Origin of the sequence: Thalassolituus sp. UBA2590 (genome assembly GCF_002339775.1) — a bacterium.
GTDB lineage: Bacteria > Pseudomonadota > Gammaproteobacteria > Pseudomonadales > Oceanobacteraceae > Thalassolituus.
Genome location: NZ_DDKU01000065.1, coordinates 28,199 through 53,353, shown reverse-complemented (window position 1 = coordinate 53,353; position 25,155 = coordinate 28,199). Strand labels below are relative to the sequence as shown.

The 25,155-nt window shown below is 52.4% G+C and carries 23 protein-coding genes and 1 riboswitch; of the genes, 11 read left to right on the top strand and 12 right to left on the bottom strand.

Annotated features, from left to right (window positions below):
* Positions 1-3,000 (top strand): efflux RND transporter permease subunit (locus B2067_RS06030; RefSeq protein ID WP_301387786.1); only part of this gene is annotated, 3,000 nt, incomplete at its 5' end.
* Here B2067_RS06030 and B2067_RS06025 read toward each other — a convergent pair.
* On the bottom strand, positions 2,990-3,535 hold the full coding sequence (locus B2067_RS06025) for a nucleoside 2-deoxyribosyltransferase (protein ID WP_301387785.1): 546 nt from the start codon (positions 3,533-3,535) through the stop codon (positions 2,990-2,992). The two genes, B2067_RS06030 and B2067_RS06025, sit on opposite strands and share 11 nt — an antisense overlap.
* A gap of 72 nt (positions 3,536-3,607) precedes the next feature.
* Positions 3,608-4,165 carry a hypothetical protein gene (locus B2067_RS06020; RefSeq protein ID WP_297534021.1) on the bottom strand — a complete coding sequence of 186 codons (558 nt, stop codon included), beginning with the start codon at positions 4,163-4,165 and terminating at the stop codon, positions 3,608-3,610.
* Positions 4,166-4,279: 114 nt separating this feature from the next.
* Between B2067_RS06020 and B2067_RS06015 the strand changes: the two genes are divergently transcribed.
* The 4 genes from B2067_RS06015 to B2067_RS06000 all read left to right on the top strand — a co-directional run bounded on the left by B2067_RS06015 (position 4,280) and on the right by B2067_RS06000 (position 7,959).
* Positions 4,280-5,497 carry a glycosyltransferase gene (locus B2067_RS06015; protein ID WP_301387784.1) on the top strand — a complete coding sequence of 406 codons (1,218 nt, stop codon included), beginning with the start codon at positions 4,280-4,282 and terminating at the stop codon, positions 5,495-5,497.
* 21 nt (positions 5,498-5,518) lie between these two features.
* Positions 5,519-5,833 carry a hypothetical protein gene (locus B2067_RS06010; RefSeq protein WP_068438400.1) on the top strand — a complete coding sequence of 105 codons (315 nt, stop codon included), beginning with the start codon at positions 5,519-5,521 and terminating at the stop codon, positions 5,831-5,833.
* A gap of 175 nt (positions 5,834-6,008) precedes the next feature.
* Complete coding sequence (locus B2067_RS06005; RefSeq protein WP_301378040.1) at positions 6,009-7,121, top strand: putative solute-binding protein; 1,113 nt, start codon at positions 6,009-6,011, stop codon at positions 7,119-7,121.
* Between the two features lie 172 nt (positions 7,122-7,293).
* On the top strand, positions 7,294-7,959 hold the full coding sequence (locus B2067_RS06000) for a YoaK family protein (protein ID WP_301387783.1): 666 nt from the start codon (positions 7,294-7,296) through the stop codon (positions 7,957-7,959).
* On the opposite strand, the gene B2067_RS05995 is transcribed toward B2067_RS06000, so the two are convergent.
* From B2067_RS05995 to B2067_RS05980, 4 genes are all read right to left on the bottom strand, one after another.
* A complete protein-coding gene (locus B2067_RS05995) occupies positions 7,956-9,158 on the bottom strand; it encodes a cation:proton antiporter (RefSeq protein WP_301387782.1) in 1,203 nt (400 codons plus the stop codon). The two genes, B2067_RS06000 and B2067_RS05995, sit on opposite strands and share 4 nt — an antisense overlap.
* 16 nt (positions 9,159-9,174) lie before the next feature.
* A complete protein-coding gene (locus B2067_RS05990) occupies positions 9,175-9,498 on the bottom strand; it encodes a hypothetical protein (RefSeq protein ID WP_273089354.1) in 324 nt (107 codons plus the stop codon).
* The gene (locus B2067_RS05985) at positions 9,482-10,012 is read right to left on the bottom strand and encodes a hypothetical protein (RefSeq protein ID WP_273089357.1); all 531 of its coding nucleotides are present in this window, start codon (positions 10,010-10,012) and stop codon (positions 9,482-9,484) included. Before B2067_RS05985 ends, B2067_RS05990 begins: the two co-directional genes overlap by 17 nt.
* 105 nt (positions 10,013-10,117) lie before the next feature.
* Positions 10,118-10,921 (bottom strand): TatD family hydrolase, encoded by an 804-nt coding sequence (locus tag B2067_RS05980; RefSeq protein WP_297534029.1) that lies wholly within the window; start codon positions 10,919-10,921, stop codon positions 10,118-10,120.
* Positions 10,922-11,109: 188 nt separating this feature from the next.
* Between B2067_RS05980 and B2067_RS05975 the strand changes: the two genes are divergently transcribed.
* Positions 11,110-11,373: a hypothetical protein gene (locus tag B2067_RS05975; RefSeq protein ID WP_301378042.1), complete on the top strand. Its 264-nt coding sequence runs from the start codon at positions 11,110-11,112 to the stop codon at positions 11,371-11,373.
* A gap of 98 nt (positions 11,374-11,471) precedes the next feature.
* Here B2067_RS05975 and B2067_RS05970 read toward each other — a convergent pair whose 3' ends face one another.
* The gene (locus B2067_RS05970; protein WP_301378043.1) at positions 11,472-11,936 is read right to left on the bottom strand and encodes a 6,7-dimethyl-8-ribityllumazine synthase; all 465 of its coding nucleotides are present in this window, start codon (positions 11,934-11,936) and stop codon (positions 11,472-11,474) included.
* 2 nt (positions 11,937-11,938) lie between these two features.
* Positions 11,939-12,065: riboswitch (FMN riboswitch) on the bottom strand.
* 117 nt (positions 12,066-12,182) lie between these two features.
* On the opposite strand from B2067_RS05970, the gene dnaE reads away from it, so the two are divergent.
* From dnaE to B2067_RS05945, 5 genes are read left to right on the top strand one after another with little or no spacing between them, the layout of a single operon-like run.
* Positions 12,183-15,677, top strand: a complete 3,495-nt coding sequence (gene dnaE, locus B2067_RS05965) for a DNA polymerase III subunit alpha (protein ID WP_301378044.1) — start codon at positions 12,183-12,185, stop codon at positions 15,675-15,677.
* Positions 15,658-17,010 (top strand): tRNA lysidine(34) synthetase TilS, encoded by a 1,353-nt coding sequence (gene tilS, locus B2067_RS05960; RefSeq protein ID WP_301378045.1) that lies wholly within the window; start codon positions 15,658-15,660, stop codon positions 17,008-17,010. Before dnaE ends, tilS begins: the two co-directional genes overlap by 20 nt.
* 16 nt (positions 17,011-17,026) lie before the next feature.
* Positions 17,027-17,584, top strand: coding sequence for a hypothetical protein (locus B2067_RS05955; protein ID WP_301378046.1), 558 nt, complete (start codon positions 17,027-17,029; stop codon positions 17,582-17,584).
* 11 nt (positions 17,585-17,595) lie between these two features.
* On the top strand, positions 17,596-18,108 hold the full coding sequence (locus B2067_RS05950) for an acyl-CoA thioesterase (protein ID WP_297534039.1): 513 nt from the start codon (positions 17,596-17,598) through the stop codon (positions 18,106-18,108).
* A gap of 9 nt (positions 18,109-18,117) precedes the next feature.
* A complete protein-coding gene (locus tag B2067_RS05945) occupies positions 18,118-18,849 on the top strand; it encodes a glutathione S-transferase family protein (RefSeq protein WP_301387781.1) in 732 nt (243 codons plus the stop codon).
* A gap of 4 nt (positions 18,850-18,853) precedes the next feature.
* On the opposite strand, the gene nhaD is transcribed toward B2067_RS05945, so the two are convergent.
* The 5 genes from nhaD to B2067_RS05920 form a co-directional block, all read right to left on the bottom strand.
* Positions 18,854-20,116 (bottom strand): sodium:proton antiporter NhaD, encoded by a 1,263-nt coding sequence (gene nhaD / locus B2067_RS05940; RefSeq protein WP_301378047.1) that lies wholly within the window; start codon positions 20,114-20,116, stop codon positions 18,854-18,856.
* A gap of 120 nt (positions 20,117-20,236) precedes the next feature.
* A complete protein-coding gene (locus B2067_RS05935) occupies positions 20,237-20,869 on the bottom strand; it encodes a cyclic nucleotide-binding domain-containing protein (protein ID WP_301378048.1) in 633 nt (210 codons plus the stop codon).
* Between the two features lie 384 nt (positions 20,870-21,253).
* Positions 21,254-22,054 (bottom strand): type IV pili methyl-accepting chemotaxis transducer N-terminal domain-containing protein, encoded by an 801-nt coding sequence (locus B2067_RS05930; RefSeq protein ID WP_297534044.1) that lies wholly within the window; start codon positions 22,052-22,054, stop codon positions 21,254-21,256.
* A gap of 272 nt (positions 22,055-22,326) precedes the next feature.
* Positions 22,327-23,922 carry an ABC-F family ATPase gene (locus B2067_RS05925; protein ID WP_068435761.1) on the bottom strand — a complete coding sequence of 532 codons (1,596 nt, stop codon included), beginning with the start codon at positions 23,920-23,922 and terminating at the stop codon, positions 22,327-22,329.
* 139 nt (positions 23,923-24,061) lie between these two features.
* On the bottom strand, positions 24,062-25,141 hold the full coding sequence (locus tag B2067_RS05920; RefSeq protein WP_301387780.1) for a CvfB family protein: 1,080 nt from the start codon (positions 25,139-25,141) through the stop codon (positions 24,062-24,064).
* Positions 25,142-25,155 lie beyond the last annotated feature (14 nt).

The following is a 25,155-nucleotide window of genomic DNA, read 5'->3' as shown; positions in this document are numbered from 1 at the left end:
CAGGTGGCGCCACCCGAAGTTCAGATCACTGCGAACTATCCTGGTGCGTCTTCGAAAGCCGTTGAGAACTCTGTGACTCAGGTGATTGAAGAGCAGATGAACGGTATCGACAATCTGCTTTACATGTCGGCCAGCAGTGACTCATCGGGTAACGCGTCGATCACACTGACCTTTGCTGCTGGGACTGATCCTGACATCGCCCAGGTTCAGGTTCAGAATAAACTGCAGATGGCGACGCCACGCCTGCCTCAGGCGGTTCAGCAGCAGGGTGTACGCGTAGCTAAGTCGTCGGATACCTTCCTGATGGTGATTGGTTTCACTTCTGAAGACGGCAGCATGACGCGCTCTGATATTGCAGACTTTATCGGTGCTAATGTTCAGGACTCAATCGCCCGTGTTGAAGGTGTGGGTAATACGCGTCTGTTCGGTTCTCAGTACGCCATGCGTGTCTGGTTGGACCCGAACAAGCTGAACGAATACAGCCTGACTCCTAACGATGTTACCTCTGCGATTCAGGTTCAGAACAATCAGGTTGCTGGTGGTCAGTTAGGTGGTACGCCGGCTGTTGAAGGTCAGCAGTTGAATGCGTCGATTGTTGTGCAGACGCTTCTGGAAACGCCAGAAGAGTTTGGGCGTATTCTTCTGAAAGTGACACCTGATGGTTCGCGCGTCACCCTGTCTGATGTTGCTCGCATTGAACTCGGCTCAGAATCGTATGAAATCAGTGGTCGCTTTAATCGTAAGCCGGCCGCTGGTCTTGCAGTCACTCTGGCATCTGGCGCAAACGCGCTCGACACGGCAAAACTGGTAAAAGAGCGTCTGGCTGAACTACAGGAGTTTTTCCCGGACAGCCTCGAAGTCAGCTATCCGTACGATACGACCCCATTTGTTGAGATCTCTATTACCGAGGTTGTGAAAACTCTGTTTGAAGGTATCGCACTGGTCTTCCTGGTGATGTACCTGTTCCTGCAGAACTTCCGTGCAACACTGATCCCTACCATCGCAGTGCCTGTGGTTCTGTTGGGTACCTTTGCTGTTCTCTACGCCTTTGGCTTCTCGGTCAACACCCTGACCATGTTTGGTATGGTGCTGGCGATTGGTCTCCTGGTGGATGACGCCATTGTCGTTGTAGAAAACGTCGAACGGATCATGGCCGAAGAGGGCCTTGGCCCCGTCGAGGCAACCCGCAAGTCGATGGGGGAAATCACCGGTGCACTCGTCGGTATTGCCCTGGTGTTGTCTGCGGTATTTATCCCGATGGCCTTCTTCCCAGGTTCGACAGGCGCAATTTATCAGCAATTCTCGATCACTATCGTGTCGGCCATGGTGTTGTCGGTGTTGGTGGCATTGATTCTGACGCCGGCACTGTGTGCCACTATGCTCAAACCTCACGACGGTGATCATCAGACCAAAAGAGGTTTCTTTGGCTGGTTTAACCGCACGTTTGAGAAAGCAACGAACGGCTATCGTAATCGCGTTGATAGCACCATCCGCCACTGGGTTCGTTATGTGGTGATGTATGTGCTGATTGTTGGCGTGCTGATCTTTGCCTTTATGCGTCTGCCAAGTGCGTTCTTACCCGAAGAAGATCAGGGCATCTTGATCGCGCTGGTTCAGTTGCCGGTGGGTTCGTCACAGGAGCAGACGATTGAGGTGTTGAAGAAGATTGAAGATCACTTCCTCGATAATGAATCAGACGCTGTGCAGTCAATGTTCGCGGCCGCTGGTTTCAGCTTCTCAGGTCGTGGTCAGAACTCAGGTATCGCCTTTATCCGTCTTAAAGATTGGGATGAGCGTGATCTTGAAAAAGACGGTGTTCAGGCTGTGGTTGGTCGTGCATGGGGGGCTTTCTCTCAAATCCGTGAAGCCTTTGTATTCGCGATCAACCCGCCAGCGATTCCTGCACTTGGTGTGGCCAGCGGTTTTAACTTCCAGCTACAGGATCGCAGTGGTATGGGGCACGAAGCGCTGATGGGAGCGACTTATCAGGTACTTGGCCAGGCCAATCAACACGAGAAAATGAATCAGGTACGATACAGTGGTCTGCCTGATGCGCCTCAGTTTGACCTGAAAGTGGATCACCAGAAAGCGCTGGCGATGGGTATCCCAGTCTCTGAAATTAACAGCACCATGGCCGTTGCCTGGGGTTCGAGTTATGTGAATGACTTCCTCGACCGCGGTCAGATCAAGCGTGTGTACGTTCAGGCGGATGCACCATACCGCATGCTGCCGGATGACATTACCGACTGGTATGTACGTAATACCAGCGGTGAAATGGTACCGTTTTCAAGCTTCTCTGAAGGGAACTGGACCTACGGTGCACAGCAGCTGCAACGCTATAACGGCGTGCCGTCGATAAATATTCAGGGCTCAGCTTCGCCAGGTTTCAGTACCGGTGATGCCATGGCGGCAATGGAAGAAATTGCCTCGCAGTTGCCGGACGGGTTTGGTTTCGAGTGGACCGGGCTTTCCTATCAGGAAGCTGAGGCCGGTAACCAGGCGCCACTACTGTATGCCTTGTCGTTGCTGGTAGTCTTCCTGTGCCTGGCGGCACTTTATGAAAGCTGGTCGATTCCGTTCTCTGTGATGCTGGTTGTGCCTCTGGGTGTTATTGGTGCGGTTGCTGCGGCTAATTTCCGTGGACTGGGTAATGACGTCTTCTTCCAGGTAGGCCTGCTGACGACCATTGGTCTGTCGTCTAAGAACGCGATTCTGATCGTTGAGTTTGCCAAAGCGCTGGAAGATCAGGGTAAAACACTGCTTCAGGCAACGCTTGATGCCACCCGTATGCGTCTACGTCCGATCCTGATGACATCGATGGCCTTTGGTCTGGGTGTGACACCACTGATGCTCAGCTCCGGCGCGGGTTCAGGTGCACGTCATGCGATTGGTACCGGGGTGTTTGGTGGGGTGGTTGCCGCAACTGTACTGGCGATCTTCTTTATCCCGCTCTTCTATGTTCTGGTGCGCAGAATGTCCGGGGTGAAGCTTAACGGCTGAGCCTGATCAGGATTTTCTCAAAGGCCGCTGTCTCTGTGATGGCGGCCTTTTTTTGTGCCGCGATAAAGTGTCCGCCGCTGGCATGGATACCACCATCAATCATAAGATTGTCGCGCAGGTCGAACTCTTCGATCTTCAGGCCGTCGCGGTCACAGAGTTGACCTTGTGGCTGTTCCGTCCCGCTTCCAAACAGAGCGTTCAGACGGGAGTGGTATAGCTCCGGGTCATTAGTGTAGCCGTGGATTGGTTTACCCATACCGCGGGCAAGGCCAATCTCATAGACGGTACCGACGTCGGCACTGGCGCCACGAAAAGGCGTGAGGTTGGCGATCACCAGATCGCAGGCCCGGATCAGTTGTTCATTTTCATGGCTGATCAGGAACCCGGTTGCCGAGGCCGTTGCGGCCGGTGCAATCTGTGTATCGAGGGGAAACAGGCCGGTAAAACCGTACTTTTCGCAGATCTGCTTCTTGCGGGCCCCGAGTTCATCCGCGTCAGGGAAAAAGACTTCCGGACCCGCAAGATAGATCTTCATCTTAGTTATCCATATCAAGTGCCTGATAAAGCACTATGTCAGCCGTTATTCAGACCTTTAATTCAGGCCATGTCACTCACTGACAAGGCTGATTTTATCGGCCGGAATGTCATTGTAGCTGTAGCCAAGCCCCAGCATGGTGAGATAGGTCTCACGTGGCAGCTTGAGTGGATTCGATTCGTCGATCCAGGCAATGCCTTTCTTCTCGTAGAGCTCTTTCAACATCATAATATACGTGTTGGAAGGCTCCAGCAGGATAGCGGTACCGCCGACATCCGGAGTCACTTTTTCAGGCGCCGTCACCTTGAGAACGACAGGCGTCTCTTCTTTGCGGAAATATAGGTTACGCATGTGGGCTTTACGTGCGGCCCAGAAGTACGCCAACTCTTTGCTTTGCGTGAGGAACACCGGTTCGCTGGTTTCGAATTGGCGGTTGCCGATAGTGCCCAGAGTACCCTGCTCACGCTGAGCCGTCTCTGTATCGCCGCCGCCTTTCAGGCCGTCTTTGAGAATCGTGTCTACCAGACCAGAGGCCGTGCCGTGATACCAGTCATCACTGGTTGCAAAACCGTTCTCGCTGAGCAGTTGCTCGGCGTCTTTGAGGTAATCAGGAGTGGTAATTTCGCTCATTATTCAACCGTCGGGCAATTAAAAACAGGAGCGGAGTATACCAGCATCCGGGCTGTTTTTGGTCGTCTCCGTGTTAAGACCAAATTGTGCGGTGCAACGCGCTATAATCGCGCCATGAAAACCTTTATTGCTATTGGCTACGTCTGGCCAGAACCCAATTCATCAGCAGCGGGCAGTCGTATGCTGCAGATTCTCTCGCTGATGCGTGCGAGCGGCTACCGTGTGCTGTTTGCCTCTCCCGCCGATGACAGTGATCATGCGGTTAACCTCGCTGCGATGGACATAGAGAAGCATCGTATTGAGCTGAACTCATCGACCTTTGATACCTGGCTGACGGAACAGTCGCCTGATATCGTGATGTTTGACCGCTTTATGATGGAGGAGCAGTTCGGCTGGCGCGTCGAGAAGTTTGCCCCGAAGGCGCTTCGTATCCTTGATATGGAAGACGTTCACTGCCTGCGTGATGCCCGACACCGCGCGATTAAGGCAGGGCGCCCGGTGACTGAGCTGGAGTGGCAGACGGATATGGCTTTCCGGGAAATCGCTTCGCTGCTGCGCTGTGACCTGACGCTTGTCATCTCTGAATATGAAATGAGCTGGCTGCAAGATAACTTTCCGGTTGATCGATCAAAGATCCTGTATCTGCCATTTATGCTCAGCCCATCCGATCGCGAGCTCAAACCTTTCACTGAGCGTGAACACTTCATCTCAATCGGAAATTTTCGCCATGCACCGAACTGGGATGCGGTGCTGCAGTTACGTGAGCTATGGCCGGAAATTCGTCGTCAGCTCCCATCTGCAGAGCTTCACGTTTACGGCGCGTACCCGCCAAAGAAAGCAACGCAGCTGGATAATCCGGGCCTTGGTTTCAGAGTCAAAGGCTGGGCACCCTCCGCAGAGGCTGTGATCAGTAACGCGCGTGTGATGCTGGCCCCTCTGCGCTTTGGTGCGGGCCTTAAAGGGAAGTTACTGGATGCTGCCACACTGGGGACGCCAGCGGTGACCTCAGGGATTGGTGCGGAAGGCATGTTCGGTAGCGAACCATCGCCAGCCATGGTCGCCGACGAAGCCAGTGAGTTCGTTGAATCGGCGGTTGCACTCTACAGGGATGAATTTCTGTGGTCCGAATACAGTGCAAGGGGGCCGCATCTGGCCATCGGCAGGTTCAATGAGGCCATTCATGGCCAGAATTTACTGACTCGGATTGATGACCTGCTCAATGGCCTCGAAAGACACCGCCAGTGCGACTTTATTGGTGGTATGCTTCGCCACCATAGCCTCAAGAGCACCCAGTATATGGCGCAGTGGATAGAGGCGAAGAACCGTCACTAAGTGAGCAGTCTGGAGGGCCAGATGCAGTTATCATACAAAGCGTTGATCAGCCTCTGGACATCAGCCCTCCTGTTGATTTCTCCTTTCCTGTTTATTGTCTTTGCAACTTCATTGGCAGAGTTTCTGGGGTGTGACCTGATATCCTCGGTCGGAGGCGTCTGCCATCTGGGGGACGTGAATATTGCTGATCTTCTCTACGGGCTGTCAATGTTGGGCTGGACGCTACTGGTGGGCGTACCGATAGGCTTGATTCTGGCGCCAACCTGCTGCATCTGGTGGTTACACTGCATGCGGAAAGAACGCAGCCGCCGCCCTTACCGGGCGACTCATATCTGAGTACTGGTTAATTTTTACAGACAGGTGTAAAGTATTTCGTGTTCGTCGATGTATGGGGTTATTCCGACGACAAACACCCGGCAGATGCTGTGCCCGGTGTGACAACAAAAATAACCGGCACTGCATATTTAGATTAGAGTAGTCGCTGAGATTAAAATAAGAACAGGAACAAATTATGAAGCGTTTTATCGCCACAGCCGTATGTGCTGTTTCGACTCTGGTTTCGGCGTCGGCCATCGCTGCCGATACTGAGGCCCTCAGAATCAAAGCCATGGACCCTAAGGTCGCTAAAGCTGAGCGTGTTGAAGCGATCAAGGCCATGTATCCCGATATGCTGAATGAAGATGGTTCGATTCCATCGCGCCGTATCTGTGTGTGGGATATTGCGGGTAAAAATGGCCCTATCTACAATGCCGCAGTCGATCAGGCTGCTCAATTGATGGAGTGGGGCGTTACCGTTGAACTGGATGCTTACACCAGCGAATCTGTTCTGACTGAAGAACTCAAAGCGGGTATGTGTGATGCAGCATTGTTTACTGGCTTACGCGCACGTCTGTTTAACCGCTACACAGGCACCATTGATGCAATCGGTGCGGTGCCAAGCCGTGATCACATGAAGTTGCTGATGCAGGCTATTACCAGCCCGAAAAATGCCGACCGCATGCTTGATGGTCAGTACGTTGTGATGGGTTACGCGCCGATGGGTGCCGCGTATATCTTCGTGAATGACCGCAAGATTAATACGCTGGCGAAAGCAGCAGGTAAACGTGTAGCCGTTCTTGATTACGATCTGGTGCAGGCTGAAATGGTATCGCAGATCGGTGCCAACCCGGTGCCAACGGCACTCGTGAACGCGGGTACTAAGTTCAATAACAAGATTGTAGATGTTCTGGCAGCACCACTGGCTGCGTATCAGGTCATGGAGCTGTACAAAGGGTTGGGGGATAACGGCGGTATCGTTGATTATCCGTTCTCACAGATCACTCTGCAGCTTGTAGGGCGTGCTGATAAATTCCCGAATGAACTGGCGCAGTTGGTTCGCGAAGACTTCCTGACACGGTTCGAAACAATCGAAAAACTGGTCAAAGCACAGGAAGGTGAGATTCCGGAACAGTACTGGATCAATATTCCTGACGACGATAAAGCGGAATATCAGGTTATGATGCAGGAAGCCCGTATTCAGCTGCGTGAGCGTGAATACTATGATGCCGATATGCTGAAGCTCCAGCGTAAGGTTCGTTGTAAGTTTGAGCCAGGACATTTCGAATGTGCTAACCCAGTAGAATAAGCCGGTAGAGTACGAGAACATCACCGGTGATTGAGATAAATACCCAGCATTGCTGGGTATTTTTTTTCTTTCAAATGCTGACATGGCAACGCAAAGTGCGCTGTCGTTTTCAACCCGATCACTTTGAGTGCGCAAATCCGATAGAATAAAACGCTCGACAGGAGCAGGCAGAATGATTCGTCAACTTCCCGTCTGGGTTCTGGCGGGCAGTGTGATGCTGGCGCTGAACGCAGGCTTTATCAATAGCGTCGCTTTACTCTCTTTCGCGAATAATGCGGTTTCTCATGTAACAGGGACGGCGACCATTGTAGCGGATGCGCTGGTGTCAGGGCGGTCTGAGGTTTTATTCCATACAGCGAGCATACTTCTCAGCTTCGTAATTGGGGCCATTATCAGCGGCATCATCGTTGGTAATGAGGCGTTGCAACTCGGCCGCCGTTACGGTCTGGCGTTGACCATTGAAGCCTTTCTTCTGTTTTTTGCCTGGTACGCTTTCCGTACTGATCACATGTCGGCGGAGTGGCTGGCGTCAGCGGCCTACGGTTTACAGAACGCTATGGTGGCGACCTATAGCGGCTCAGTCATTCGTACTACCCACCTGACCGGCATCGTGTCTGATATAGGTTCTGCGCTCGGGAATTTCTTTGCAGGGCGTGGTCTGCTCAGGCAACAGTTGCTACTGCAATTGTCTATTTTTCTCGCCTTTATCCTGGGGGCTGCGGCGGGCACTCTCGGTTTTCAGCAACTAGGTTACGATGCTGTACTGATTAACGGTATCTGGGTTGCCCTGGTGTCTGTTGGATACGCGGTGGTGCTGTTACGGAGTGTCCGTACTTAGCGTTTGAGCCATCGGACCCATAGAGGCACCGACATCCCGTGTACAAAAATACTGAGCACCACTGTCGTCACTACGGTAGGGAAAAGCAGCTGATACCCGGGTAGCTGCTCTGCAAAACCCAACTGCTCAATCACCATTAACAGGTACAGAATACTGGCAATTCCGCGGGGACCAAACCATCCCAGAAACAGCTTTTCTTTGATATCAAGCCCTGTACCAGTCAGGGCTAATACGACTGGAATGATGCGTATCAGGGTGAGACTGAGGAGTGCGTAAATGACCGTTTCAAGGGTTATCTGTGGCAGTGCATCGGGCACGTAAATAAGACCGAACAGGAAGAACATGACCAGTGTTAATAACTGGCCCTCCGCTTCTCCGAATTCTTTGAGACGGGTAACAACCATAGTGCGCCCTGCGTGTAGGAACAGTCCGGCCATAAATACGGCAATAAACCCGTTTCCGCCGGCGTGTTCAGCGCCGGTGTAGGTTACCAGAGCAAGTGCGACAGAGGATAACCGCTGAAATACCGGATCCATCCAATCATGCCTTCCGGCTTGCTCAAGCAGGTATCCACCAAAGTAGCCCACGGCAATACCTGTTAAGGCCCCGAGTGCAATCTGCTGAAACAGAAAATTACCCCAGTACCATGGGTCTACGGTGCTGAGGTCACCCGCACTGGCAATGGCAATAATCAAAAGGAGGAAAGGAAGAGCAAGGCCATCGTTCAGGCCGCTTTCAACTGTGATTGAATGACGGAGTTTTTCTTTGATGGCCGATGCTGAGAATACGCTCTGGGCAAGTGCTGCATCGGTAGGGGCCAGAATCACACCGATCATAATCGCGACCTGCCAATACCCAGGATACAGTACGAAAGCGACGGCAGCGCCTGCCAGCATGGTTAGTGGCAGACCGATGCCGAGAAGCCGTATCGGAAGATTCTCGAACTTCACCAGATGCGATCTCTGCACCTGACTTGCATCGGTAAACAGAATTAATGCCAGCGTCAGTTCAGCAATGATTTTGAGCGCACTGCTCTCGATCGCGGGGGCGCTCCAGTCCAGTAATACAGGCCCGCTGATAACACCCAGAAGCAGGAACAGCATGGGGGCAGTGAGCGCAATGCGCTCGATACGTTGGGATATCAACCCGAAGGTGAGTAAACCTGCCGCAAGAATCAGCAGGAGAGGGTCGTTACTCATTTAATGTTTCCTGAGGTCAGTCTTCCCAGACAACCCGTAAAGGTTCACCGAAGTCGTCGTATATGACTTTCTTTTTTGGGCCGGACGAGCGTTTTTCTGTGATTTTCTTCTGGGGTTTGCGTCGGGCATCACGGCGTTCATCAATAGCGCGCAGAACGTCAGACACAGGGGTACGCTCCTGTCGTTTTTCAAACGACATGGCCTGTTCGTTGTAGCGGCCATCAACCAGGCCACTCTCTCCGCGTTCAAATTCGTGGACTTCACCACCATCGCTCAGGTATCGCTCGATATCCTGTTTCAGGCTGTCACGAATCTCTTGCTTACTAGCTCGTTTTTTCATTCTTCGCTTGAATCGCTGCTCGTACCCCAAGGGTGATGGCCATCAGCAGATAGCCCAATGCCATGGACCATTTAATGGTAGCGCAGATCGCTGCGATGGTAACAGCAGGGTCAGTGGGAATGGCTGTTTCAAACAGCAGTGGCTCGTGAATACTGTTCTCGATGATATCCATCAGTGAGGGAATAACACCGAAAATAATCAGAAGATTCCAGCGCCCACCCAAGTCATTCTTCTTAAGTAACCAGGCCGTCAGGGTCACAATCAGGCCGCCATACCAGAGAGGGTGGATATGATCGTAAGTGAAATGCGCCTGAAGACCGGCTTGTTGTACGGCACTGATCGACGCTAACAGTTCCCTGAAGCTGGCCGCATCGTAAGTAAACTGGAATGCGAACAGAAGATGCGATGCATTTGCACTGTGCAAGGTTGATGCAATAGTGGCTTGCGAAATGATGTAGATGGTTGCAAAAGCCAACGCAAGCCATCCACGGCCGAACCAGTTCTGTAGTGCCATTCCCTGTTCCTGAGTCTGTCGTCAGTGAGTTAATCGCTCAGAATGACGACAGGTCAGGCCGTTTGCAAGGATTGTCGCTCTACTTGTTGCGGGAGCTGGTGCCTATCAGTTAAAGAAGGTACGTAACGAATTATCGTAAGAAGCGCTGAGAACTTCTTCAACAGAGAGATCTTTCACCTCGGCGATTTTCTCTGCGATAAAGGGCAGATATTTGGGCGCATTTTCTGTCCCACGGTATGGGACCGGAGTCAGAAACGGAGAGTCAGTCTCCAGAAGCAGCCGGCTCATAGGGGTGGCGGCAACGACCTCGCGAACGTTGTCTGCCTTATTAAAGGTAACGATGCCGTTGATTCCCAGGCAGAAGCCCAGCTCAACCGCCAACTGGGCCAGTTCCATGCCACTGGTGAAGCTGTGAACCACGCCTTTGCGGTTCATCTGGGGGGCGTATTCACGCAGTAGCGCCATGGTGTCGTCGTCGGCTTCACGCGTGTGGATGACGACTGGCAGGCCGGTATCGACAGCGATCTGAAGCTGCTCAGCAAAGACCTTGCGCTGCACGGCACGGTCACTGTTGTCGTAAAAATAGTCGAGACCAATTTCACCTATGGCGACAATCTTCTCGCGTTGACAATGCTCCCGAACAAAGCTGCCAGTTTCTTCGGTGTACTTTTCCGCATCGTGCGGGTGCACTCCCAGTGTGCCATAAACGTCGTGGTGCTCTTCTGTTAAAGCCAGTACTTGCCCCATGTTCTCTGGCGCGACAGCGATTGTCATAAAGCGCTCGACACCAATATCACGACCCTGCTGCAGGATGTCTGATGCCGGTTGTTCCTTCAGATAGTCCAGATGAAAGTGCGTTTCAATGATGGGCTGCTGATAGTTGGGGATATCTCTGCGTTTTTTGGCCATGTCGAATATGATAAAAAGTCATGAATGGGATGATGTGCGATTAAGCAATGACCCTAGGATATTGGTCATTATGTGATCGAAGTCATTATACGGGCCGAAAGGCGAGTATGACAGTTCAGTGTGACGGGCAGAAATCAGGATAGCCGCTATGGTTAAAAGAACGAGCCCCACACGTGAAGGTATGAACAGTGAGTAGTCATTCAGAACCTCAGATAGAGCATCACCTGAAGCACTTATGTGCCAACCTGGTACGTAATCTGTGTGGACCGTGTCGTTTTTCGGCGAACGATGCTTCCATTGAAGTACTTCACTCCGAAGCAACCGGTACAACAGTCGACAACATCCCCCAAGCTCACTCGCATTCTGAGGCTGACCTCCGCGATGTGTGTGACGATATTGCCAGTGAGTGCCAGCGAATCCGGCGCTTTCAGTCTGTGCTGGGTCACCGTTGAATTATCGACGTTTGTGGTTCAGTAATGGTAAGAAAAGGTGTTGAGTGAGCGCTGTTTGATTGGCGTCACTCAACATACCCGAACAAACGAGTGTTTCTTCAGGCGATCGCTGCCTTAGCGCGCAGAGAGCCATCGGCGGCATTGGCCAATTCCTGACCTTTCACCACGAAGTGGCGAGTGTAGTATTGCTTGTGCTCGTCGTGCTCGTGGAAGTTATGTGGTGTCAGCACTGCGGTCAGTACCGGCACTTCGGTCTCCAGTTGCACTTGCATCAGCCCCTGACAGACGGCATTGGCCACGAAGTCATGGCGATAAATGCCACCATCCACCACTAATGCGCTGCAGGCAACCGCGTCATAGCGACCGGTTTTTGCCAGAAGCTTGGCTTGCAGTGGGATTTCATAAGCGCCGGGTACGGCAACAACATCGATGTTGTCGGTGTTGTAACCGCGTTCTGCCAGACCTTCACGGAAACCGTCCAGGCACTTCAGAACAATGTCGGTATGCCAGCTGGCATGGATAAAGGCAAAGCGGGCTTTGCTTGGGTCAAACGTAGTACTCATATCGTCTCTCTCTCATATCCGGACTGTGACCGTCGGCTCTGGAATCTCACCAGATCTGCTGACCCTGTTTAACAGGCGCTCGCGGGCTATACCGCCGGTGGGGAATTGCACCCCGCCCCGAGAATGGTTGTTTCCCCTTTGCAGGGGGCGGCCAATATAGGCATATGGGCCGCTCAGGTCAAAGGACGTCTGTTTTGGCGTTCAGAGAAAACCGGTACAATCTCCCGATCATTAACAGGGGGCAACATGGCCGGTCGCTTTGTTCATCTCAGAGTTCACTCCGAGTACTCGCTTTACGACAGTACAATTCGTGTAAAAAAACTGGTTCAGGCAGCCGCAGATGCGGGCATGCCGGCGGTTGCTTTAACGGATCAGGCCAATACCTATGCGCTGGTTAAATTCTACAAAACCGCATTGGGAGCAGGCCTTAAACCGATTCTGGGCGCGGACCTCTGGCTGGAAAACCCCGATGACCAGACGGCGCCTTTCCGCGTCTGCGCTTTATGTATCAATGATGATGGGTACAAAAATCTCCGTGAGCTGGTGTCTCGTGGGTACAGCCAGAATCAGCACTTTGATAAAGCCATTGTTCGAAAAGAATGGCTATTCGAACAGTCAGCCGGTCTGATTCTGTTATCGGGTGGACGTGATGGCGATGTTGGTCAGCGGATCATTAAAGGTAAGCTTGAAGCGGCTGAGGCTCTGGTCGAAGAGTATATGGCGCATTTCCCGGATCGCTTCTATTTTGAGGTCCAGCGCACTGGGCGTGAGGGCGATGAAAATATTGTCCGCGCGGGCATGGCGATGGCCAGTAAGCTGGATGTACCCCTTGTCGCCACCAATGACGTACGTTTTATCAAAGCCGATGACTTTGAAGCTCACGAAACCCGTGTGTCTATTGGTCAGGGCTTTGCGTTGGACGATCCACGTCGTCCACGTGAATACAGTGAGCAGCAGTATTTCCGCTCGGGCGAAGAAATGGAGTCGCTGTTCAGTGATATTCCGTCCGCCATTGAAAACACCGTGGAGATTGCCAAGCGGTGTTCGGTAGAAGTCGAACTGGGCACCTACTACTTGCCGGACTATCCGATTCCGGAAGGTATGAACGAGGACGACTTTTTCCGCAAGATTTCTGAGGTAGGTCTGAATGAGCGCCTGGACGTCATTCTGGCTGGGATACCTAAAGACTCACCGGAATACGCCGAAAAGCGCAAACCTTACGATGACCGTCTGAAGTTCGAGCTGGATATTATTATTCAGATGGGATTCCCCGGTTATTTCCTGATCGTAATGGACTTTATTCAGTGGGCCAAAGATCACGATATTCCGGTTGGCCCGGGGCGGGGTTCCGGTGCGGGCTCGTTGGTGGCCTACGCGCAGAAAATTACCGACCTTGATCCGCTCGAATACGACCTGCTGTTCGAACGATTCCTGAACCCGGAACGTGTCTCCATGCCTGACTTCGATATCGACTTCTGTATGGAAGATCGTGAGAAGGTGATTCAGTACGTGGCCGACAACTACGGCCGTGAGGCGGTGTCTCAGATCGTAACCTTCGGCACCATGGCGGCGAAGGCGGTAGTGCGTGACGTGGCCCGTGCTCAGGGCAAGTCGTTTGGTTTGGCCGATAAGCTCTCTAAGCTGATTCCGGGTGATCCGGGCATGACGCTGGAGAAAGCTTTGTCGACCGAAGCCCTGCTGAAAGAATTCCTCGACGAAGACGAAGAAGCCCAGGAAATCTGGGAAATGGCCCTCAAGCTTGAGGGGATTGCCCGTCAGACCGGTAAACATGCTGGTGGTGTGGTGATCGCACCGACTAAATTGACCGACTTCTCGGCGACAGCCTGTGAACCAGACGGTACCGGTCTGGTGACTCAGTTTGATAAGAACGACGTGGAAGAAGCCGGCCTGGTGAAGTTCGACTTCCTGGGTCTGCGGACCCTGACCATCATCGACTGGGCGCTCGAAACCATTAACCGCAAGCAAGCGGAAAAAGGGTTGGAGCCGGTGGACATCAATATGATTCCACTCGATGACGAGCCCTCCTACAAGCTGCTGAAAGAAGCCAAAACCACCGCGGTATTCCAGCTCGAATCGCGCGGGATGAAAGATCTGATCCGCCGTCTCCAGCCGGATAACATCGAAGACATGATCGCACTGGTGGCCCTGTTCCGTCCGGGGCCGCTGGAATCCGGCATGGTGGACGACTTTATTAACCGTAAGCACGGTCGTGCCGAAGTCGCCTATCCACACCCGGATTTCCAACATGAAACCCTAAAAGAAACGCTTGAGCCGACTTACGGCGTTATCGTCTATCAGGAACAGGTGATGCAGATCGCCCAGATCCTTGCGGGCTACACGCTGGGCGGCGCAGACATGCTGCGTCGTGCCATGGGTAAGAAAAAGCCAGAAGAGATGGCCAAACAGCGGGATACTTTTCGTGAGGGTGCTATCTCGGTGGGGGTAGACCCGGATCTGGCGATGAAGATCTTCGACCTGGTAGAGAAATTTGCAGGTTACGGCTTCAACAAGTCTCACTCCGCTGCTTACGCTGTCGTTTCTTATCAGACTCTGTGGCTGAAACAGCACTTCCCAGCGCCCTTTATGGCGGCGGTACTGACCTCGGACATGCAGACCACCGACAAGGTGGTGGTCTTTATCGAAGAGTGTCGGGAGATGGGCATTGAGCTCATCCTACCGGACGTAAACCAGAGCCAGTACGGCTTTACCGTGAATGATGACGACGCCATCGTTTATGGTCTCGGCGCGGTGAAGGGCGTGGGTGAAGGCCCGATTGACGCCATTATTGCTGCCCGTAAAGACGGCCCTTTCCGTGACATGTTTGATTTCTGCAAGCGGGTTGACCCGAAGAAAATCAACAAACGGGTAATGGAGGCGCTGGTGCGTTGCGGTGCCTTTGACCGTCTTGAGTACACTGCACCGCGTTCGGTGCTGATGGCCAGCATCGAAGATGCCATCAAGGCAGCTAACCAGAGCGCCGCAAATGAAGCCGCCGGCATGTTCGACATGTTTGGTGAAGTCGAAGCTGAAGAGGCCGTCACTGGCGATGTTTATGAACGTCATCGTCGTCTGCGTGACTGGAGCCTGAAAGAGCGCTTACAAGGCGAAAAAGATACGCTCGGTCTGTTCGTCACGGGTCACCCATTCGATGAATATGAGAAAGAGGTCCGCCAGTTAGTGCCGACCCGCCTGTCACACCTGCAGGAAGCCAAAGCACCGCAGAAGCTCTCTGGTCTGGTGGTTGATATGCGGGTGATGAAGAATAAGCGCGGCGACAATATGTGCTTCGTCACTCTGGATGACCGCTCTGGCCGGATGGAAGTCGCACTTTTCTCCGATGTTTATGAACAGGTGCGCGAGGTCGTCGCTAAAGATAAGGTGCTCGTCGTCGAAGCTCAGATCAGCCACGACGATTACTCAGGCGGCCTGAAAGCTACTGGGCGCAATGCTATGGAAATCAGCCAGGCTCGCCTCACTTACGCCAATTCAGTTCGTGTCAGCGTCGATGGTGAGGTCAACCCCGATACCTTCTGTCAGCGCCTTGCTAAGCTACTGCAACCCTTAGAAAACGGCTGCCCTGTGGTTCTGGACTATCGCAACGAAGTTGCGAGTTGTGATATCCGTCTCGATGATCGTTGGCGTATCAATCCAACCGATGAGCTATTACAGGAGTTGAGATACGAATTCGGCGAGGCCTCCGTTGAGCTTGTCTTCAGCTGAGCAGCTGCGTATTGAGTTAACTGAGGCACTCGCACCGGTATTCTCAGAATACCCCGGTACGGCTGTGTATCTCGCGTTGAGCGGCGGCATGGACTCCCGTCTGATGCTCGATTGCATTGCCTCCCGGCCAGAGTGGTGCTCACGGGTGACGGCGATTCATGTTAATCATGGCCTTAGCCCGGATTCAGACCTCTGGCAGCAGGAATGCCAGCGTCACTGTGAAGCCTGTGGTGTTTCTTTCATCGGCCGGAAGGTAACGCTGGAATACAAAGGGCAGGGAACCGAAGCCGCTGCCCGGGACGCCCGCTACGCCGCTTTTCAGCAGTTGCTCCCGCCCCAGGCTCTGTTACTGACCGCACATCACGGTTCTGACCAGGCGGAAACCCTACTGCTGCGGTTATTTCGTGGCAGCGGTTTGGCCGGACTCAAAGGAATGTCACCCAGTCGTAAGCTGACCCGTCACCCTGACGATGAACGCACAGTCGTGCGTCCGTGGTTGGGGTTTACGCGAGAGCAATTGGCCCTGGCCGCAAGAGGGCTGAGTTGGATTGAAGATGATTCTAATCTGGATCAGACCTTCGATCGTAACTGGATCAGGCACAGTTTACTGCCGTCACTGCAGGCCCGGTATCCGTCTATTGAGTCAACCCTCATCGAAACCACACACCACCTGTCCGCTGACCATCAGTTATTGATGGATCTACTCTCGCCGGTATTAGATGAGGCGATCTCAGAATGTAACTGGCCGGCCACTGCCCCCTTTTGCCTCTCTGTCGAAGCAGTTAATGAGCGGTCTCCGCGGGTGCGTTTTCATCAGGTCAGGTATTGGCTTCAGAAAAATGGATTACCCATACCTCAGGGAAAGAAGGTCTGGCACTGGCTGGAACAGGCCTTGAGCGCAGGGCCAGACCGCCAGCCGAGCTTACGGTTTGACGGTGTCGTACTACAGCGTTTCAAACAGCACCTTTATGCATGGAGTGAACAAAAGACGCCAGATAGTGTCGACTGTATACCGGTGACATGGGGGCGGGGTACCATCGCGCCCTTAGAAAATAGTCGACTCTTGCCTGAGGGCTGGTCGGTATTGCCCGCCCGGCAATGTGCGTCGAAAGTTCTGCGCCGAGAAGGGCAACAGACGAAAACATTGAAGAACGTGTGGCAGGAAAACGGTGTTCCGGTCTGGCTCAGAGATGACTGGCCCATGCTGATTTACCAGGGTGATATTCTGGCCGTTCTGGGTTTGATGAATGAATGTTCTCCTGAATGTGAACCGGTAGACATTTTAAGCCTCAAATGGCGCCAGGGCGCTATTTGGAGGGAAACGACTGAATGATATTATGACGTTATCTATGACAGACAGCAGAAAGCAAACTTGCAAAACGAAGCGCTGCTGGATAAGGATGTCTGCAGTAATAAGTATTGTATCGCTGATCTTTCTGGCCGGGTGTGAGGACCAGACCGCAAAAATACTGCGTGGAGAAAAGCCAGTCTCAAATTTATGGTCTGAAATGGGGACTGCCTCTCAGACAGAGGCAGAGGCAAGCGACGATACTTCAGCTCAGAGTAAGTCAGATCAGAATTCTGATCCGGAAGGCGTATCAGGATCAGAAGAGAGTTCTGAGGCTGAAAAGACTTTTCTGAAGACAGTAACGAAAGTAAAAGAAGAGAATAAAAATAAAGACAAAAGGCCCCTGAATTTATCTTTGCCCTCGATGTCCTGGGAGACGATAGGAGGTGACGGTTCTTCTCGCGGCGTGCTCCCCGATGTATTCCGGGAAATACCGCAGGAGTCGACATTGAACTTCTCCGGAAAACTGCTCTGGGATGAATCAGAAGAGGCTAGGCAAATGCCGATCGAAGATACAATTAAAGGCGCAGAGGTAGAACTGCAGTTCTATTTGCCCTGACAGGATAAGCCATGAATCTGTTAATACGTTTTTTTCTTCTCTGGCTGTTCAGCGGCCAGACACAGCATAGCAAGAGCGATACGGTCAGGCAGAGTTACCGCATCCAGCCGCATGATATGGGCTGGCGGAACCATCTTCCAAATTTCCGCTTTCTGAGTTTTATGGAATTAGGAAGGTTTCAGTTCTGGAGAGGGCTTAAACAAGAACTGAAGCGGCCTGCGGGGATGCGTCTGATTGCCGCGCAGGACATGATTTATATCCGCCCGGTAGGTTTTCTCGCCCGGCTGGATATGGAGACCACTCTTCTGGGGTGGGATAAGAAGTACGTATATTTCAGACACGATTTTTACGTGGGGAAAAAACTGGTGGCAACTGGAATCGTGAAGGAAGCGTGTGTCGCCAAAGGAGCAGTTCTGTCCCCGGAAGATATTTTCAGTGGAGAAAGTCCACAGAGTGCTGCGGGTATCGTGGAGAGCTGGCAGCAATTTCAGGCGGAAGTCCGGAGTGCATCGGGACCCCGCTGAGGAGGTCCGATGATAAAGCTATATCAGTTCCCGGTGTCGCACTACTGCGAAAAAGTTCGCTGGGCGCTGGATTTTAAGGGGCTGAAATACCGGAAAATTAATCTTGTACCTGGACCTCATGTGCGCAAGGTTCTGCAGATGGCCTCAAGATCACAGGTGCCGGTTCTTGAAGACGGCAAAGTGATAGTGCAGGGCAGTGCAGAGATTATTGATTACCTCGAATCGAAATACCCCGAACGCTCACTCACGCCAAAAGACCCTTCGCTGGCAGAGCAAGCCAGGGCTTGGGAAGAGCGTCTGGACCGGGTCGCTGGCCCAGCTGTCAGAACGTTTAATTATCATTTCCTGTTGCCGTTCCTGAGAGCAATCGTGCCCTTGCTTACTGCAAAACAGAGCCTGGTAGTGAGCATGATGTTTTACGTTGGTTATCGTAAGCTCTCGAATACCTTACGTGGCTGGATGAACATCAACGAAACCAGTGCTCACAAAGCAATGAACGACATGGATGAATTGCTGAACGAATTGCGACAGATATATGCGAACACCCGATATCTGGTCGGTGATGAATTTACGCGTGCTGATCTCACTGCCTGCGCTTTGTTTGCACCTTTATTCAGACCGAATGGCTATGGCCTTAAGTGGCCGACTGACGTCGAGGAACCCGCCGAAATGAAACACTGGAAAGCGTCTCACGAGCGAGCCCTGCAATCGTTGGCTATTCGCTACGAACAGAACCGTTAAGGCGTCAGGTTTGAGCGAAGATCAGGGTGCCGAGCCCCATCGTCAGAGCGTACCCCAGGGTGTATGCCAGTAGTAAAGCGACGATAAATCTCAGATAAGTGCCAAACGTTAATGCTTCAATCTTACTCATTGCGACAATGCCTGCGGCTGAACCTATGATCAGCAGTGAACCACCCACTCCTACGGCATAGGTCAGTGCCAACCACTCCGCTGGACTCATCACAACGTCTGATTTGAGCAGGGCAGCAGTGAGAGGGACGTTATCGATAATGGATGAAAACAGCCCCATCAGATAGTTCGCCTGCCACGCAGGAAGATACTCATAGACGGCAACAAACGAATCCAGTGCTCGGATCTCTTTCAGCGCGCCGACCACCATAAGAATGCCGAGGAAGAACATCAGGGTATCGAATTCGATACGACGGATATAATCCATAATAGGATCATCCTCAGTATCTTCTCCCATCCCTTTCGCGACCAGGAACATAATGGACAGCCCGGTCAGAAAGGTAAGTACAGGTGGAATATCGAAGAGTACATTGAAGGCAATGGTAGTCATGATCGTCAGCAGGAAAATACCCGCTACGACAATGTCGACCTGCTGTAGGTCGTGCGATGTTTTGGTGACAGTCACCTCGCCGGACATCGGTAACATCAGCAGAGCGATCAGAACGAGAACGGCACAGAAGGCTGGCAGAGAAAGCATCAGCAGGCTGGTAATTTCTGCTTTATCGGCGAGAAATATCATCAACGTCGTCACGTCGCCAGTGATCATGGCCACGCCGCCTGAATTCACAGCAAAGACAGCAATCGCGGCGAACCTCAGTGTCTTCTGAGCAGGTAATTGCAACGAAAGAATGAGAGCGACGGATACCAGTGTCGCGGTAATGTTGTCGGCGAGCGATGAGAAGACAAAGGCAAATAAACCAGTGAGCAGCATCAGTTTTCGTTCGGATATTTGCTGCGGAAGCACCTTGAAAATGGCGCTTTCGATCAAGCCCTTTTTATTAAGGTAAGCGACAAAGGTCATCGCTGCGGTGAGGAACAGCCAGAGTGCGGCAATTTCTCCGATGTTTTCTTTCAGCCCTTCCTCAATCCTATGATGCTCCGGTGTCCCGATGCTGGCGGCAAACAGAATGACCCAGGAAATTGAGCCGAAGAACAATACCGACTGGGCTTTATTAATGTGAATAACTTCTTCGAAGATAATTCCGATCAACGCCAGCACGGCGAGTGTAATCAGAATCCAGGAAACAAATTCAGGCATGAGCGACGCTTATTCAGGGCATGAGAACCTTCATTCTATGCCCATCACCATAGGTGCGAAAGCAGACATATGTCCTAATTGCTGAACAAATTGATCCAGCTCAGAGGCTGTTACGTGAGATCAGTTATCTGACAGGCTGGCGTCATTCCAGTCGCGCAATAGTTCTGCCTGAAGATGAGCAAGCTCCATCAATGCATGCAGTTCGGCAGCTGTATTCTTCTCGCCAGAATAGATAGGCAGAGAGCGGATGCGTTGTACGAGTGCGTGGTCCGGTGATTCCATTTTTTTTCGCTCAAGTGCCCAGCGGATATTGCTGTTCAGCATGCGGAAGAAGGTAATACGAGTTGTCAGGCTGAAGATACTGGCGCTGTCGCTGTGACGGAAGTGGTCGAACTCAATGCCTGCCAGCAGGGCGTTCTTACTCGAGACCCGGATAGATGCTGAGCGCTTAAAATTCAGCACCATTGCCATGACACCAAATGGTTCGCCGGGGTTGATTGTGCCCAAGACTTCTTCTGCGTGATCATCGGCAATGACGTCGAGCTCACCGCGCAGCAGAAAATACAATACGTTTGCGCCATCACCTTTATGCAGCACAATTTCATTCTGCTCGGCGGTCACAAATCGCGCCTGCGTCATCAATAACTCGAATTGTTCTGGATCAGTCTTCAGTAGCTCTTTGAAAAAAGTGACGCCGGAAACGATTCTGTGGAGGTTTTCAAGCGGGTACTCTTCCCGGGTGACGGGGCGCATAAAAGATCCTGTTGTCTAACGCACACCTAACGCTCAGGTATGCCCTATGATTTATGTAGCTCCAATCGTAATCCGGCTCAGCCACATACGAACGACGGGAGCATACCACTCGCTTTACGATGAAAATGAGAATCGCCTCGCATTGTGGCAGATTATCACGTCGTCTGTTTAAGAGTAGCTCACTATGATGTCATCGCTTTATAAAATGATGCTCTGTTCATTATTGCTTCTTGCAATAACTACTCTACACAAAATTCTTTCGATGCTGGAGACTCAGTAAGAGGGAAGTGATCGCGGTGTTGTTTGGGGAGGTGTTCGGTCTTGGGGGGGGCGCTGGTGCTGCCGCCCGAGCTGGGCGACAGACTCAACTTAAGCTGTCTTTGATCAGTCTGATCCGGCGAGAAGCTGATCTGAATTCATCAGTTCCTGGTATTGGCCGGTGATTTTGTCCATCTTTTTCAGGATTGATTCGGTGGTTACTGAAATCACGGTGGGAACAAACCGGCCCTGATCACCGAGCTGAAAGCCTGACTGTGAAAACTTCCACTGATTCTGTACACGCTTCAGTGCATCATTGAGTGGGTCGTCATTTTTCTTCGATGCCTGAAGCTCAAGCAGTGACTCATCGAAGAGGGTAATCGCTTGCTTAAACTCCTCTTCGAGAGCGGGAGCATCGACCTTCCAGTACATCGCCATGTAAGCCTTAGCGATTTTCTGGGATAGCATTCGCTGGCGGCCCGACATATTGACCAGGCGGCCACTGGCAATGCCCGAGTGCTTCTCGATCTCTTTCACGACATCATTACACGCAGTGAGAAGATTCAGGTTTTCTTTCAGTAGTTCCGGCACAAGAGACTTGTCGGGTGTAGAGATGATTTTAACCCGGTGCGAGAGCCATATCTCCTCTACGGCATCCAGTTTCGCATTGATTTTATCACTGGGAGCGTAATCGCGCAGGGCCAGAAACTGCTCTTCAAACAGTGCAACGGCAGAATCCAGCTGTCGCTGTGCCGTTTCAGTTTTTACGTTGGCACCGATCATCAGGTAGTCCTTCATCATACGTTGTGAAAGCATACGCTGACGGCCTGATACATTGATGGCTTCTGCATCCGTGAGGCCCCAGCTAAGAGTCGGAGCAGTCAGGGGCATGAGAGTAATCATAAGTGTGAACAGCAGACTTCTCACGGTTATATCCTTTGCTTAGTTGATTAATATTCGCCTGATTCGGCTGGCTTATAAGCAACGCAGCAAGATACGAGCCACCAGTGAAATATAGCTGTCATGAAAGACAGGTGGCCGGAAATCCACGAACTCCGGCCATCTGAGGACGCAGGCCTGCACTGACTGAGGGCATGTTTCAGTTGGATAGATGATATTTAGTGCAAAAAGAAAGAGATAACAGCGGGGGAGGATGGCCCCGCCGGCTGCGGGGTCACCATTATTCAATAGCTGTTGGCTTATTCGATACCGAGTGACTTCAGGTACTCGTCATAGCTGCCGTGGAAGTCGACAATCTCGTTGTCGCGGATCTCGATAATACGGGTCGCCAGTGACGACACGAACTCACGGTCGTGGGAGACGAAGATAAGGGTGCCTTCGTACATCTCCAGTGCCATGTTCAGAGACTCAATGGATTCCATGTCCATGTGGTTGGTCGGTTCGTCCATCAGCAGAACGTTATGGTCGTTCATCATCAGCTTACCGAAAAGCAGGCGACCCTTCTCACCGCCTGAGCACACTTTGACGGATTTCTTGATGTCGTCCTGGTTGAATAACAGGCGACCAAGAGTACCGCGCACGGCCTGATCGTCGTGCTTATCGGTTTTCCACTGCTCCATCCAGTCGTAAAGGTTGCCGCCCATATCAAATTCGTATTCGTGATCCTGAGCGTAGTAGCCAAGGTCGGCGTTTTCAGCCCACTTGATGGTTCCCTCGGTCGGTGTGACGTCATCGACCAGACACTTGAGGAAAGTCGTCTTACCAGCGCCGTTGGCACCGATCACGGCGATTTTCTCACCGGCTTCAATCAGCAGGTTGGTGTTCTTGAATAGTGGAGCTTCGCCATCGTACGAATGTGCCAGACCTTCGACCTCCAGCGCCAGACGGTGGAGTTTCTTCTCCTGATTGAAGCGGATATACGGGTTCTGACGGCTCGAAGGCTTGATGTCGTCGAGCTTAATTTTTTCCATCTGCTTAGCGCGGCTGGTAGCCTGCTTCGCTTTCGACGCGTTGGCCGAGAAGCGCGATACAAACTGCTGCAGTTCAGCGATCTGAGCTTTCTTCTTGGCGTTTTCTGATTGCAGACGCTCGCGGGCTGCGGTTGAGGCAATCATAAAGTCGTCGTAGTTGCCCGGATAAATCTTGATGTCGCCGTAATCAATGTCGGCCATGTGCGTGCACACGGAGTTCAGGAAGTGACGGTCGTGCGAGATGATGATCATGGTGCACTTCATGTCATTGATGATGCCTTCCAGCCAACGAATCGTGTTGATGTCGAGGTTGTTGGTCGGTTCGTCGAGCAGCAGGATGTCCGGGTTTGAGAACAGCGCCTGCGCCAGCAGAACACGCAGTTTCCAGCCGGGAGCGACTTCAGACATCGGACCCTGATGAAGTTCGGTCTCAATGCCAGCGCCTAACAGAAGTTCGCCGGCACGGCTTTCGGCGGTGTAGCCGTCCATTTCTGCGAATTCGCCTTCAAGCTCAGCGGCGCGCATGTAGTCGTCTTCGGTGGCTTCCGGGTTGGCGTAGATTGCATCGCGCTCTTCTTTGATGGCCCACAATTCTTTGTTGCCCATCATTACGGTATCGATCACGGTGCATTCTTCAAACGCGAACTGATCCTGATGCAACTTACCCAGACGCTCGCCGGGTGATACGCTGACGTTGCCCGCGCTTGGCTCCAGTGAACCATCGAGGATCTTCATGAAGGTAGATTTTCCACAACCGTTGGCACCGATGAGGCCGTAGCGGTTGCCATCTCCGAATTTGACAGAGATGTTCTCGAACAGCGGTTTGGCACCGAACTGCATGGTGATATTAGCGGTAGAAATCACAGGCACTTCCTGAATTGCGTAGGCAGATTTTGGGACGTATTCAAAGGCCGCGACTATACGCGTTTTCGCCACAGAAAACGAGTCTGAACCCCCACCACAGACGCCAGAGTGCCTGTCGCGGGGGCCTTAATTGAGTGACTTACTTCTTCAGGCGCAGGGTATTGCCTGATGCGTTCTTGGGATTGCGGTATACCGTCTTTTTGCGCGGTGCAGATGAGCTGCTGTCATCCTTACTGTCGTTGGGCTGTTCTTTCCGGGCGGTATGCTTCTCAGGCTTGCGATTGTTTGCTTTCTGGCCTTTGGGCTTGTTCTTTTTAGCATCGGGCTTGCCACCGACATGTTTGATGGCTTTCTTACGCTCTTCCTCACTGGCGAGCCGGATGCCATTCTCTTCAATCACGATTTCCCGCTCTTTATAGAGTTTGCCGACGGCCATTTTAAACGCACGCTTGCTGACACCGAAGTGCATTTCGATCAGTTCTGCCGGGCTGTAATCGTTCAGGCCCAGAGTGCCGCCGGAGTCTTTGAGCTTCTGCAGGATGCGCTTTGATAGCGAATCGGCTCTCTGATGGCCAATGGGCTCGAGGCTCAGGTCCAGACGCTGGTCTTCCCGTACCTGACGGATAAAGCCCTCGGTCTTCTGTCCAACGCGGATCGCTTTATGAATCTGGCTGTTGTGAAGCACACCCCAGTAGGTGTTATCGACGATGGCTTTGTAGCCAATATCCGTACGTTGCGCGATCAGTAGCTTGACCTTATCGCCCATCTGATATGGGTCAGCAGCGCCCGGCCAGTTCGCGCTTGCTTCGTCTTTAATAAAGCGATTCAGACGTGTAGTGCCGATTAAACGCCCGGTATTGTCGCTGGTGACGTAGACCACGTACGACTGCCCGGCTTCCATGCGTTGCTTCTGCTCAGCAAAAGGAACGAACAGATCTTTCGGCAGGCCCCAGTCGAGAAACGCTCCGGTACGGTTCACGTCTTTCACCATCAAACTGGCCGCCTGGTTCAGCTGTACCCGCGGGCGCTGTGTCGTAGCGATCAGACGATCATCGGAATCCAGGTAAATAAATACTTCAAGCGTACTGCCGGTTTCTATGCCCTCGGGCACAAAACGGTTGGGCAGGAGCACGCGCTCGCCGCTGTCATCGCTCAGGTACAGGCCCTGGGGCTGTGTGTCGGCGACCGTCAGAGTGTGAAACAGACCGGGTGTCATCATGGGGTTCTCCGTAT